Source organism: Frigoribacterium sp. Leaf415 (assembly GCF_001424645.1).
Classification (GTDB): Bacteria; Actinomycetota; Actinomycetes; order Actinomycetales; family Microbacteriaceae; genus Frigoribacterium.
In genome coordinates this window covers 2,556,955-2,569,720 of sequence record NZ_LMQR01000001.1, presented here as the reverse complement: position 1 = coordinate 2,569,720, position 12,766 = coordinate 2,556,955, and the positions used below count along the sequence as shown (strand labels likewise).

The 12,766-nt window shown below is 72.3% G+C and carries 12 protein-coding genes; 6 read left to right on the top strand and 6 right to left on the bottom strand.

The features are described from left to right. Nucleotides 1-11: 11 nt before the first annotated feature. Complete coding sequence (locus tag ASG28_RS11870) at nucleotides 12-1,010, bottom strand: LacI family DNA-binding transcriptional regulator (protein WP_055975352.1); 999 nt, start codon at nucleotides 1,008-1,010, stop codon at nucleotides 12-14. 125 nt (nucleotides 1,011-1,135) lie between these two features. Further along, on the bottom strand, nucleotides 1,136-1,615 hold the full coding sequence (locus ASG28_RS11865; RefSeq protein WP_235477772.1) for an SRPBCC family protein: 480 nt from the start codon (nucleotides 1,613-1,615) through the stop codon (nucleotides 1,136-1,138). 129 nt (nucleotides 1,616-1,744) lie between these two features. Between ASG28_RS11865 and ASG28_RS11860 the strand changes: the two genes are divergently transcribed. The 4 genes from ASG28_RS11860 to ASG28_RS11845 all read left to right on the top strand — a co-directional run bounded on the left by ASG28_RS11860 (nucleotide 1,745) and on the right by ASG28_RS11845 (nucleotide 6,250). After that, nucleotides 1,745-2,674 carry an aldo/keto reductase gene (locus ASG28_RS11860; protein ID WP_055975347.1) on the top strand — a complete coding sequence of 310 codons (930 nt, stop codon included), beginning with the start codon at nucleotides 1,745-1,747 and terminating at the stop codon, nucleotides 2,672-2,674. Nucleotides 2,675-3,202: 528 nt separating this feature from the next. Beyond that, nucleotides 3,203-3,655 (top strand): S-ribosylhomocysteine lyase, encoded by a 453-nt coding sequence (locus tag ASG28_RS11855; protein WP_043597358.1) that lies wholly within the window; start codon nucleotides 3,203-3,205, stop codon nucleotides 3,653-3,655. Beyond that, nucleotides 3,652-4,512: a 5'-methylthioadenosine/S-adenosylhomocysteine nucleosidase gene (locus ASG28_RS11850; protein ID WP_055975344.1), complete on the top strand. Its 861-nt coding sequence runs from the start codon at nucleotides 3,652-3,654 to the stop codon at nucleotides 4,510-4,512. Before ASG28_RS11855 ends, ASG28_RS11850 begins: the two co-directional genes overlap by 4 nt. 295 nt (nucleotides 4,513-4,807) lie before the next feature. Further along, complete coding sequence (locus ASG28_RS11845; protein ID WP_082454614.1) at nucleotides 4,808-6,250, top strand: nucleobase:cation symporter-2 family protein; 1,443 nt, start codon at nucleotides 4,808-4,810, stop codon at nucleotides 6,248-6,250. A gap of 253 nt (nucleotides 6,251-6,503) precedes the next feature. On the opposite strand, the gene ASG28_RS11840 is transcribed toward ASG28_RS11845, so the two are convergent. Together ASG28_RS11840 and ASG28_RS11835 are read right to left on the bottom strand one after the other, a co-directional pair. Next, on the bottom strand, nucleotides 6,504-9,275 hold the full coding sequence (locus ASG28_RS11840; RefSeq protein ID WP_055975341.1) for a molybdopterin-dependent oxidoreductase: 2,772 nt from the start codon (nucleotides 9,273-9,275) through the stop codon (nucleotides 6,504-6,506). After that, nucleotides 9,272-10,219, bottom strand: coding sequence for an FAD binding domain-containing protein (locus ASG28_RS11835; RefSeq protein ID WP_082454613.1), 948 nt, complete (start codon nucleotides 10,217-10,219; stop codon nucleotides 9,272-9,274). The genes ASG28_RS11840 and ASG28_RS11835 overlap by 4 nt, the downstream gene beginning before the upstream one ends. A 159-nt stretch (nucleotides 10,220-10,378) precedes the next feature. Here ASG28_RS11835 and uraD point away from each other — a divergent pair, with 159 nt between their 5' ends. Next, nucleotides 10,379-10,945: a 2-oxo-4-hydroxy-4-carboxy-5-ureidoimidazoline decarboxylase gene (gene uraD, locus ASG28_RS11830; RefSeq protein ID WP_082454612.1), complete on the top strand. Its 567-nt coding sequence runs from the start codon at nucleotides 10,379-10,381 to the stop codon at nucleotides 10,943-10,945. Beyond that, nucleotides 10,942-11,268 (top strand): hydroxyisourate hydrolase, encoded by a 327-nt coding sequence (gene uraH / locus ASG28_RS11825; RefSeq protein WP_055975338.1) that lies wholly within the window; start codon nucleotides 10,942-10,944, stop codon nucleotides 11,266-11,268. The genes uraD and uraH overlap by 4 nt, the downstream gene beginning before the upstream one ends. Before the next feature lie 18 nt (nucleotides 11,269-11,286). Here uraH and ASG28_RS11820 read toward each other — a convergent pair whose 3' ends face one another. Beyond that, entirely contained in the window at nucleotides 11,287-11,763 is a 477-nt protein-coding gene (locus tag ASG28_RS11820) for a nucleoside deaminase (RefSeq protein ID WP_055977554.1), read from the bottom strand. Nucleotides 11,764-11,813: 50 nt separating this feature from the next. Next, nucleotides 11,814-12,707, bottom strand: coding sequence for a factor-independent urate hydroxylase (pucL, locus tag ASG28_RS11815; protein ID WP_055975335.1), 894 nt, complete (start codon nucleotides 12,705-12,707; stop codon nucleotides 11,814-11,816). Between the last annotated feature and the right edge of the window lie 59 nt (nucleotides 12,708-12,766).

Sequence of the window (12,766 nt, the reverse complement as noted above, 5' to 3'; positions counted from 1 at the left end):
GCCCCGGGGCGTCAGCCGCGCGCGGGTGCGGTCGAGGCGCGCGCCACGAGGGACGGCACCGGCAGGCGGCTGGCCGTGTCGGGGCTCCGCCCCTCGATGCGGGCGATCAGCGACGTCATCACGTGCGCCCCCTCGAAGCCGAAGTCCAGAGCCACCGTGGACAGCGACGGCACCATGAACCGCGCCTCGGGAGTGTCGTCGTTGCCGACCACGCTGACCTCGTGCGGCACGGAGACCCCCTCGGCGGCGAGGGCGGCGAGCAGCCCCATCGCCATGGCGTCGTTGGCGACGGCGACGCCGGTGAAGTCGTCGGTGCGGGCGGCGAGCCGCAGCCCGATGTCGTAGCCGGCCGCCGCGGACCAGTCGCCGACGTCGGTGACCGTCACCGCGCCTCCGGACGCGGTCGTGGCCCGGTGGAACCCGTCGGCGCGCTCGCGGGCGGCCAGCCACTGGTCCGGCCCGGCGACGTAGGCCACGCGGCGGTGGCCGAGGCTCGCGAGGTGCTCGGCCGCGACCCGGCCCGCGTGCTCGTTGATCGACTCGGTGGTGCCCTCGACCATCAGCCCGAAGTCGCGCGCCACGGGCACCGAGATCGCGCGGCGTTCGAGCGCCGACCGGGCGACCGCGGTCTGCGCGGTGACGACGATGCCGGCGATCTGCTGCCCGAGCATCAGGTCGAGGGCGTCGTCGACCGAGCGTTCGTCGACGCCGTCCATCGACACGATGTCGGTGACGTAGCCGAGCGAGCGTGCGGCCTCGGTGGCCCCGGCGATGGTGCGGGCGGGGCCCGACTGCTGCATGTTGTCGGCGAGCAGCCCGATGCGGTTCGTCCGCTGCAGGCGCAGGTAGCGGGCCGCCGAGTTGGGGCGGTACTCGAGCTCGGCGAGCGCCTGCTCGACCTTCTCGCGGGTGGCGGGACGGATGCCCTCGAAGCCGCGCAGGAACCTGCTGACGGTCTGGTGCGAGACGCCCGCGCGCTTCGCCACGTCGTAGATCGTGGCGTCCTTCATGCCCCGAGGGTAGCGGTGCCTCGTGCCCCGCCGGGGTGTCGGATGCACGAGACCCCACGAAGTCGCCGAGACCCTTCGGCGCGCGCGGGTGTCTCGGCGCGTTCCTGGGGTGTGGGCGAGTCCGGCTAGGCGGTGCGCTCGATCTCGCGGGTGATGCCGACGAGCACGCGGCGCATGTACGGCGCCCAGGCGAAGCGCACGATGCCGCGCACGATCGCCCCACGTCCCGGTCGGGCGAAGAACGAATAGGTCCAGTCGACCCGGGTGCGTCCGCTCGGAGTGGCCTGGTAGCTCCAGTCGGCGCGGCCGCCGGTCACCAGCCGCCCCAGCAGTCCGGTGAACTCGCTCAGCTCGTAGACGAAGGCCCTGTCGGGCTCCACGCGCACCAGGCTCTCGACGACGCTGCTGCCGTCCGACAGCTCGAGCCGGCGGGTGCGCCCCACGGCGTCCCACGGGCCGGACTGGTCGTGGACGGCCACGACGGCCGGGATCACCCCCGCCCGCGGATAGAACCCGACGGGGGTCAGCGGCGTCGCGATGCTCCACGCCCGGTCGAGCGGGGCGGCGGCGACGCGCGCGGTGCTCGCGCTCGCGGTGACGGTCATGCCGGGCATTCGGAACGGAGGGCGCGAACGACGGGACGGGTCCTCCCCAGGCGCCCCGCGCCTCCTGGCCGTCCCCCGAGGAGGCGCGAGTCGGCTCCCGGGGACAGCGAACGAGAGCAGACTGGCCGCGTGAAGACGACGACGTTACCCACCACCGACCGCCCCGCCTCGACCATCGTCCTCGGGCTCATGCGCATCTCGGGCATGACCGAGGACGCGATCCGCGAACTCGTGGCCGAGGCCCGAGACCTCGGCATCGACTTCTTCGACCACGCCGACGTGTACGGCGACCACCCCCACCACTGCGAGCAGCGCTTCGGCGATGCCGTCACCATGACCTCGTCCGAGCGCGACGCCGTCCAGTTGCAGAGCAAGGTCGGCATCCGCGACGGCTTCTGGGACTTCTCGACCGAGCACATCCTCGAGTCGGTCGACGCCTCGCTCGCCGCCCTGCGCACCGACCGCCTCGACGTGCTGCTGCTGCACCGGCCCGACGCCCTCGTCGAACCCGACGAGGTGGCCGCGGCCTTCGACCAGCTGCACTCGAGCGGCAAGGTGCGCCACTTCGGCGTCTCGAACCACACGCCCGCCCAGGTCGAGCTGCTGAAGCGCAGTGTGACGCAGCCGCTGATCGTCAACCAGGTGCAGCTCAGCATCACCCACGCGCCGCTGATCGCCGCGGGCGTCGCGGCCAACATGGCGGGGCTCGACCAGTCCGTCGACCGCGACAACGGCATCCTCGACTACAGCCGCCTGAACGACATGACCCTGCAGGCCTGGTCGCCGTTCCAGAAGGGCTTCTTCGACGGCGTGTTCCTCGGCGACCGCGACGGCTACCCCGAGCTCAACGACGTCATCGACGAGCTCGCCACGAAGTACGACGTGCCGCCGTCGGCGATCCCGGTCGCCTGGATCACCCGGCACCCGGCCGAGATGCAGGTCGTCCTCGGCACGACGAGCGTCGCGCACCTCCGCGACAGCGCCGCCGGGTCCGACGTGCCGCTGACCCGGCCCGAGTGGTACCGGCTCTTCACGGCGGCCGGCCACACGCTGCCGTAGCGCTGCGGGCACCGCCGGGCGGCGCTGCGCTGCGCCCGTCGGTCCGCACCCCCAGCCCCTTCCCCCGCTCGCCGCCACGAAGTGAACACACCGCCACGAAGTGGTCACCCCGCCATCTTTTTTCGTGGCGGGATGACCACTTCGTGGCGGGGTGGCGGGGTGGCGGGCTGGCGGGGTGGCGGGGTGGGCTACGCGGCGCAGCTCCGCGCGGCGCAGCCCCGTGCCCCGCACAGAGCAGCCCTGCGCGGCGCCGGGCGGCGCTGCGCTGCGCCCGTCGGTCCGCACCCCCAGCCCCTTCCCCCGCTCGCCGCCACGAAGTGAACACACCGCCATCCTTTTGTGTGGCGGATTGTTTACTCCGTGGCGGGATGGCGGGGCGGTGGGCCGCGTGCGGGGTCACACGCCGACCGGCGCAGGGGGAATGTCCTAGGGTCGACAGGGCGTTGGGACGCACAGATCGGTGCAGAGGCCGAGGTGCCTCCCGCGCCCCGCCCGCACCCCGAAGGGACCATCGTGACCCAGCCCAAGATGAACGTCGAGTCGTTCAACCTCGACCACCGCACCGTCGCCGCGCCCTACGTGCGCGTCGCCGACCAGAAGACGCTGCCGCACGGCGACGTCATCACCAAGTTCGACGTCCGGTTCACGCAGCCGAACGAGGCTCATCTCGACATGGCGTCGGTCCACTCGCTCGAGCACCTCTTCGCCGAGCACTCGCGCAACCGCTCGGGCGACGTCATCGACTTCTCGCCGATGGGCTGCCAGACCGGGTTCTACCTGATCCTGCAGGGCGACCCCGCGATGGACGACGTCCTGTCGCTCATCGAGGGCACCCTCACCGACATCACCACCGCCACCGAGGTCCCCGCGGCCAACGAGGTCCAGTGCGGTTGGGGCGCCAACCACACGCTCGAGGGTGCGCAGGGCGTCGCCCGCGACTTCCTCGCGGCCCGCGACGAGTGGTCGACCGTCACCCGATGACCGGGACGCACGCCGCGCCTCCTGCCGACGGTGTCGCGGCGCTCGCCGCACCGGCGATCATCGTGATCGTGGCGATGAGCGACGAGGCCGAGCCGTTCGTGTCCCGGGCGTCGCGCGTCGACGAGCCGGTCGCCGTCGGCGGGTCGCTGCAGCGCGTCGTCGAGATCGACGGGGTCGAGCTGCTGCTCGTGCAGAGCGGCATCGGGTTCGTCAATGCCGCCGGGGCGGCGACGTCGGCCATCGTGCGGGCGGGCTCGCTCGAGGGCGTCGTGCCGACCGTGATCAGCGCCGGCACGGCCGCGGGCATGGGGATCGGCATCGAGATCGGCGACGTCGTCGCGGGCTCCGAGTACGTCAACCTCGACGCCGACGCGCGCGTGTTCGGTTACCGGCTGGGACAGGTGCCCGGCATGCCGGCCAGCTTCCACGCCGACGAGGCCCTCATGGAGGCGGCGGTCGCCTACGACACGTCCGTCTCGTCGGTCTCGCCCGGCACGTCGATCGCGGGTGAGGCCTCGGGCGACGGTGTCGCGTCGAGCGCGTCGAGCGCGTCGGGCGGCGGCTGGGCCGTGCGGCCCGGATTGATCGCCTCGAGCGACGCGTTCATGACCGCCGAGCGCGTGATCGGCGTGCGGAGCGCCTTCGCCGACGTCGTCGACGTGGACGCCGTCGACATGGAGTCGATGGCGATCGCCCAGACCTGTCACGTCCACCACGTGCCGTTCGTCTCGGTGCGCGGCATCAGCGACCTCGCCGGTCCGGATGCCCACGACGTGCACGACGAGAACCTCGCCCTGACGGCGGGGCGGTCGGCGGACGTCACCATGCACCTCGTCCGGGCGATCACCGCCCGCTGAGCGTCTGGCCGTGGCGCGGTGCGGCGTGCGCCGTGCGCCGCCCGCTGCGCGCCGCGCTGCCCGGTGATCGCGCCGGGTGCTGCTCCCGTCCTCGGCAGCCAGCCCGCGCCTCCTTCTCGATGCACCCGGTTTCGATCGATGCACCCGGTTCCTTGTGGGTGCATCGTTCGGAACCGGGTTCATCGGCACCGACTGCGCCGACGTCACGAGCCTGAAACACGTGTGCCGTCGCGACGAAACCCGCGTTTCGTACGCTGACGACGACCACCCGGCATCCCCACGATCAGGAGTCCCGATGTCCCAGCCCTCGTCCGTCCCGGCTGCCGCCGGCGGCGCGCCCGTCGACACCGTCGAGAAGCACCCCGTCGACCGCGTCCCCCCGCTGCGGAGGCTCTTCCCGCTCGGCCTGCAGCACGTGCTCGCGATGTACGCCGGGGCGGTCGCCGTCCCGCTGATCGTCGGCGGAGCGCTGGTCGGCATGGGTCAGCTCGAGCCCGGCGACATCGCGTACCTGATCAGCGCCGACCTGTTCGTGGCCGGCATCGCGACGATCGTGCAGTCCGTGGGGTTCTGGCGCTTCGGGGTGCGGCTGCCGTTGATGCAGGGCTGCACCTTCGCCGCCGTCGGGCCGATGATCGTGATCGGCGGCGAGTACGGCATAACGGCGATCTACGGCTCCGTCATCGCGAGCGGCGTCTTCATGATGCTGCTGGCGCCGTTCTTCTCGAAGCTCGTGCGGTTCTTCCCGCCGATCGTCACCGGCACGGTCATCCTGATCATCGGCGTCTCGCTGATGGACGTCGCCGCCGGATGGGTCGGAGGAGGCACGGGTTCCGACGACTTCGGACGTCCCCTCGACATCGCCTTCGCCGCGGGCACCCTGCTGCTGATCATCCTGATCGAGCGGTTCGCGCCTCCTGCGCTCCGCCGCCTGTCGATCCTGCTGGGACTCGTCGTCGGCACCCTCGTCGCCTGGCCGTTCGGGCTGACCGACTGGAGCGGTGTGGGCGAGAGCGCTTGGTTCGGCCTCGCTCTGCCGTTCCACTTCGGACTGCCGACGTTCCCGGTGAGCGCGATCGTGTCGATGTGCATCGTCGGCCTGGTGATCATGACCGAGACCACGGGCGACATCATCGCGGTGGGTGAGATCGTCGACCGGCCGGTGACCCCGCGTCGCCTCGCCGACGGGCTGCGGGCCGACGGACTGTCGACCGTCATCGGCGGCGTCTTCAACACGTTCCCGTACACCGCCTTCGCGCAGAACGTGGGGCTGGTCAGCATCACGGGCGTGAAGTCGCGGTACGTGGCGACGCTGGCGGGCGGCATCCTCGTGGTGCTCGGGTTGGTGCCCGCGCTCGGGGCCGTCGTCGAGGGCGTGCCGGTGGCGGTGCTCGGCGGAGCCGGGGTCGCGCTGTTCGGCATGGTGGCGGCGAGCGGCATCCGGACGCTGTCGAAGGTGCGCTTCACGAACAGCAACATCCTGATCGTCGCGGTCGCCCTGGGCGTCAGCCTGCTGCCCACGGTCAGCCCCGAGATCTACGCGCAGTTCCCGACCTGGTTCACGATCGTCTTCGACTCGGGCATCAGCGCCGGGGCGATCGTCGCCGTGCTGCTCAACCTGCTGCTCAACTCGCCTCGGGTGCAGGCGCGCGACGAGGGCGCGGACCGCGACGTGTCGGCGCACGACGCCGTGCGCGGGCCCGCGGCACCGGCCGGGGTGACCGAGCGCGAGGTCTGAGTCGGGGCCCGGGTCATACGGATCCGCTCCCGCGTCGCACCGTCGACTGAACGTCGCACCGCGCATTTCGGCGGTGCGACGTTCAGTTCGTGGTGCGACTCGTGATCCGGTACGTACCGGATCAGGGTCGGAGGGAGTGCGGTCCGACGCGGCTCAGCCCAGCGCGGCGCTGCCTGGCGCGGTTCGGCCCGGCTCGGCTCGGCTCAACCCGGCTCGGCTCAACCCAGCTCGACCCGGCCCGGCCCCGCGCGGCTCAGCGCCCGCCGGCGAGGCGCCAGAGACGGTCGCGCGACATCGGCAGCTCGTGCGGCCGCACGCCGAGCGCATCGCGGATCGCGTTCGCCAGGGCCGGGGCCACCGGGTTGTACGGCGCCTCGCTCATCGACTTGGCGCCGAGCGGGCCGAGGTCGTCGTGCGTGGTCGCGAAGTGCACCTCGGTCTCGGGTACGTCGCCGAACTTGGGCATCCGGTAGTTGCGGAACGCCGTCGTCAGCACGCGCCCCTCGTCGTCGAGCATCATCTCTTCGTAGAGCGCGGTGCCGATCGCCTGCGCCGTTCCGCCCTCGACCTGACCGCGCAACTGCTCGGGGTTCAGCACGACTCCGGCGTCCGCCGCCTGCACCGAGCGCAGCAGGCGCACCTCGCCGCTCGCCCGGTCGACGGCGACCTCGAAGCCGTGCACGTTGAACGCCACCGAGCGCGGGGTGCCGTCGTGGGCCCCGTCGGCGGCGAGCGGACCGTCGGCCAGCAGCCGCTCGCCGGACACGAGCACGGTCGCGTCGACACCGGGGCCGACCCGCACCACGACGCCGCCCGCGACCACCTCGGGGGCGGCCGCGGTGTCGACGGCGTGACCCGCGCCTCCTGCGATCGCCAGGGCACGGTCGACCATGGCCGCGCGCAGCTTGTGGGCCGCGGCGAGCAGGGCCTTGCCCGCGACGACGACGCCGGCCGAACCGTAGGCCCCGGTGTCGTAGCGGGCCACGTCGGTGTCGGACTGACGGACGACGACTCGGTCGGGCGTGGTGCCGAGTGCCGAGGCGACGAGCTGGGTGTGCACCGTCGTGGTGCCGTTGCCGAACTCGGCCGTGCCGACGCCGATGTCGTAGCGGCCGTCGGGCAGCAGCTCGATCGAGGTGTCGGCGAAGTGACCGCGCGGCGGGATCGTCGCGATCATGGCGAGGGCCATGCCTCGCCCGGTCGACCAGGTCGGGCCGACGGGGGCAGGAGGCGCGCCCTCGGGGGCAGGAGACGCCAGCGCCTGCTCGACCAGGTCGAGGCACTGGTCGAGTCCGTAACTGCCGATGAGCAGGTCGCTCTCTTCGTCGGGGTCGGTGACCACCATCGGGTCGCCGGGGACGATCACGTTGCGGCGGCGCAGCTCGAACGGGTCGATGCCGAGCTCGCGGGCCAGTTCGTCCATCGCGGACTCGACGGCGAAGACGACCTGCCCGAGCCCGTACCCGCGGAACGCCCCCGAGGGCAGGTTGTTCGTGTAGACCGACTCGGCGTCGACGCGCTTGTTCGGGCAGCGGTAGACGCTGGTCGACTCGTGCACCGAGTGGTACATGACGCCGACGCCGTGGTTGCCGTAGGCGCCCGTGTCCATCAGCTGGTCGACGTGCAGCGCGGTCAGCACCCCGTCGCTCGTCGCGCCGACCCGCACGCGGACCCGCATCGGGTGGCGGGTCGGGGCGATCGTGAACTCGTCCTCGCGGGTGAACTCGTACTGGACGGGCTGACCGGTGCGCAGCACGGCGAGGGCGACGAGGTCCTCGGTGATCAGCTCTTGCTTGCCCCCGAAACCGCCGCCCACGCGGGCGGCGAAGACCCGGACCTGCTCCTGCGACAGCCCGAAGACGTGTGCCAGCTCGTCCCGCACGAGGAACGGCACCTGGCTCGCCGTGCGGATCACGAGGCGCCCGTCGTCGTCGAGCCAGCCGCGTGAGGCGTGCGTCTCGAGGGCTCCGTGCGAGACGCGCTGTGTGCGCCAGGTGCCCTCGACCACCGCGTCCGCAGCGGCCAGTCCGGCCTCGACGTCACCGGTCTCGTCGTGCATCGCGGCCACGGTGTTGCGCTCGGGGAACGCGATGCGCGACACCTCGCTGGTCTTCTCGCCGTGCAGCAGCGGGGCCCCGGGCGTGCGCGCCGTCTCGGGGTCGAACACGGCGGGCAGGGGCTCGTACTCGACCACGATCGCGGCCAGGGCGTTCGTCGCCGTGCGGACGTCGTCGGCGACGACCGCGGCGACGCGCTGCCCGCGGAACCGCAGCACGGGGTCGAGGACGAGTCCGTCGTCGGGGTCGTCCTCGCGGTCCTCGTGGCGACCGGTCGAGAACAAGGTCGCGGGGGAGTCACGGTGCGTCAACACCAGGTGCACCCCGGGCAGCGCCTCGGCGGCGCTCGTGTCGATCGACGTGATGCGGGCGTGGGCGTGCGGGCTGCCGAGCACGGCGAGGTGCAGCAGCTTCGTCGTGCTGCGGAAGTCGAGCGTGTAGGGCTCGCCGCCTGACACCACGCGCATCGCCGCCGGAGCCTTCACCGATCGTCCGGCCGCCTCGCCGTCGGCCGGGGACACCGTGTTCGAGACGCCGCAGATCGCGTCGCCGATCGCCCGGTACCCCGTGCACCGGCAGAGGTTTCCCTTCAGGAGGCGCGGGAGGTCGTCCGCGTCGGCCTCGGTGAACGTCGAGGCCGTCACCACCATGCCGGCGGTGCAGAAGCCGCACTGGAACCCGGCTGCGTCCGCGAACGCCTGCTGCACGGGGTGGGGGTGTTCGGGTGTGCCGAGACCGGCCGCCGTCGTCACGGCCCGGCCCTCGAGCCGGTGCGCGGGATAGATGCACGAGTGCACGGGCTCGCCGTCGACCAGCACCGAGCAGGCGCCGCAGTCGCCCGCGTCGCACCCCTTCTTGACCGAGTGGACGCCGTTCTCGCGCAGCACCGTGCGCAGCACCTGACCGGGTGCGAGGTCGGCGTCGAGAGGCAGGCCGTCGACCTCGAACGTGACGTGTCTCGGGGTCATCGCGCGCCTCCGGGGGTCGTGGTGGTGGGCGGGGTCGACCTCGCTCGCGCGGTCGCGCTGCGGGGGTCGTGGGTCGCCTCGCGGTGAGGTCGTGCCCGGCCCGCCGGGACGAACACGTCGGTGGCCGGCTGCCCGAGCTCGACGCGCAGTTCGTCGGCGAAGCGGGTGCTCATCGCACGACGCCAGTCGGGATCGCCGTGGGGGTCGGAGTACCAGCAGTCGACCCGGGCGAGGGCGTCCGCCAGGGCCCGTTCGCCGGGCACCTCGTCGAAGCGCAGCTGGACCGGACGCGTCGTCCCCGCCGTGACGGTGACGACGAACTCGCCGTCGAGACCGAGCCGGGCCGTGACGAGCGTGCCCGAGCGGCCCAGGGGGCTCAGCGAGATGCGCCGGAACCCGGTGCGCGAGCGCAGCGAGTCGACCGGCACCTCGAGGGCGCGCAGCACCTCACCGGGCTCGAGGGCGTTCTGCACCACTCCGGTGACGAAGGTGGACACGGGCTGGCGGCGCTCGCCGCCGTCGGTGGTCCACACGAGGGCCGTGGCGTCGAGGGTCGCCATGAGCGAGGTCATCGCCCCGGCCGGCAGCCCGAGGGCGACGTTGCCGCCGACCGTCGCGACGTTCCAGATCTTGAACGAGGCGAGCAGCGAGTTCGCGCACTGGTCGATCAGCGGGTGGGCGACCCAGTCGTCGTCGGCGGGCAGCCGCAACAGCTCGGCGATGGTGCAGGTGGCGGCGATGCTGACGACGTCGCGGCTATCGGCGGCGCTGCCTCGTTCGACGGGCGTCCACCCGAGCGAGGTCAGGTCGACCAAGCCGGTCAGCCCGGGTTGCCGTTCGGAGAACAGCCACGTGCCGCCGCCGAGGGGGCGCTCGCCGGGTGCGAAGACGATCTCGTCTCGGCGCGACGGGGTGCGGATCTCGCGAACGGTGGTCAGGTCCATGGGAGCACCCACTCTGCACGACCGGGGTTTCGAGCATGTGTCGGCTCGCTCGGCGTCGAACGACTCGTGCCGATCCCCGTGCCCCCGCTCGGAGCCCGGGAGGCGCGGGTCGGCCAGCCGCTCCCGTCGCGTCGGGGCACCGTCGCTAGGGTGTGCGTCATGATCGACCTCGACGACGCCACCCTGCGTTCGCATCTGCTGGCCGCCCTGAACGTCGAGCGGTGGGCCGACGACGTCGCCGCGCAGTCACCGTTCGCGGACGCCGACGCCTTGATCACGGTCGCGGCCGCCGCCGCGACGCCGCTCAGTGCCGCCGAGATCGACGAGGCGATGGCGCACCACCCGCGCATCGGTGAGAAGCCGGTCGGCGACGGGGCCGCCCAGGAGTTCAGCCGACGCGAGCAGGGCTCGGCGGCCGACGCCGACGACGAGACCCTCGCGCAGCTGCTGGCCGAGGGCAACGCCGCGTACGAGCAGCGCTTCGACCGGGTGTTCCTGATCCGCGCCGCCGGTCGGAGCCGGGCCGAGATCGTGGGCGAGCTGCACCGGCGACTCGGGCTCGACGACGACACCGAGCTGCGCATCGTCGGCGCGGAGCTGCGCGACATCGCACTGTTGCGGCTGCAGACGACCTTCGCCGAGCCGGCACCCGCCGAGCCGACATCGGCCGAGCCGGCGTCCGCCGAGCCGGCGTCCACCGGCCGCACGGACCAGGCCGGCGCATGAGCCACGTCACCACGCACGTCCTCGACGCCGCGCTGGGCCGCCCGGCGGCCGACGTCCCCGTCGCGCTCTTGGACGCCCAGGGCGTCGCGCTCGCCACCGGAGTCACGAACGCCGACGGGCGCGTGCCCGAGCTCGGCCCGGACGCCCTGCCCGCCGCCGACTACCGACTCGTCTTCGAGACCGCCGCCTACTTCGCGGCGTCGCGGCGTGACACGTTCTACCCGCGTGTGACGATCGACTTCACCCTCGCCGACGAATCGAGCCACTACCACGTGCCCGTGCTGCTCAGCCCGTTCGCGTACTCGACCTATCGCGGCAGCTGACCCCCCTCGCACGGCGGCTCAGTAGTCGGTGCGGTGGTCGTGGGTCAGCCACGCCTCGAACGGCGCCGGCGCATTCGTCGGGCGCACCTCGTCGACGGGGAGGTCCCAGGTGGACCGGTCGCGCGCGAACAGCTCGTAGAACTCGAGGTCGTCGAAGCCGCCACGCGCGGCGTCGTGCCGGTCGGCGGCGTACACGACCCGGTCGACCCTCGCCCAGAGCGACGCCGAGAGGCACAGCGGGCACGGTTCGCACGAGGTGTAGAGGGTCGTGCCGGCGAGGGAGAAGTCGCCGACCGCCTGGCAGGCCGCGCGGATCGCGGTGACCTCGGCGTGCGCGGTGGGGTCGAGGTTGGCCGTCACCCGGTTCTGCCCCTCGGCCACGAGCTCGTCGCCCCGGACGATGACGGCCCCGAACGGCCCGCCCCCGTTCGCCACGTTCTCGACGGCCAACTCGATCGTGCGCGCCAGCCAGCGGGCGTCGTCGGTTCCGGTCACGGTGTCTCCTCGGGGTGTGGCGGGTGTGGGGGCGGCGGACTCGACGACGCTCATGCGAGGCCCGCGGACGCACGCCAGGCGTCGTGGGCCGGCGGCGCGTCGTCACGCAGCACGGTGGCCTCGATCAGACCGTACGGACGATCGGCGGCCCAGAAGACCTCGCCCGGGTTCTCGAGGCCGAAGGGTGAGAGGTCGTAGGCGAAGTGGTGCTTGTTGGGTGCCTTGAGGCGCACCTCGACGATCGAGGGGATCGCCTCGAGGACGGCCGTGCCCATGTGCCACAGGGTCTGCTGGAGGGCGAGCGACTGCAGGGTGGCGAACTCGCGGACCATCAAGCGCTTGACCTCGGCGTACGTGGCCTCCCAGTCGACGTCGGTCGTGCCGAAGCGCCACTTCGCGTCGAGGGCCGTCGCCATGACACGGTCGTGCGTCTCGGGCAGGGTCGTGAACTCGTCCGTCAGGAACCCGGCGAACTCGGAGCCGGTCGACTTGAGCAGGACAAGGTCTTTCAGGCCGCCCACGACGTACTCGCCGGTGCCGTCGACCGTGACGGCGGCGGTCCGGACCTCTTGCCCCGAGCGCAGCCAGGTGTGGTCGTGCTCGGTGCCGTCGACCACGGCCCGCTGCCAGTCGTACTGCTCGATCTCGATGCGGGCACCCGTCACGGGCTCGACGTCGTGCACGAAGTGGCGGGCGAGCTCGAGCCCGAAGCGCTCGACGGCCTCGACGCCCTTCGACTTCGCGAAGGCGAACGCGGTGTTCTTCTGGGTGTCGGTCGGCAGGACGGCGCTCTGGTCGCCGCGGAGGTACGCCGCGTCGAAGGGGCCGCGCAACGCCGTCGTGACGTTGACGTCGCGGATCTCGTGTCGGGGCCCGTCGCGGTAGAAGCGCACGAGTCGCGATTCCGCTTTGCCGTACTGGTTGTCGCCGAGGATGATCGCCATGCGGCGATGATCACACAACCGTGTGAACGACTTGTTTCACGATCGACGAATTGTGAACA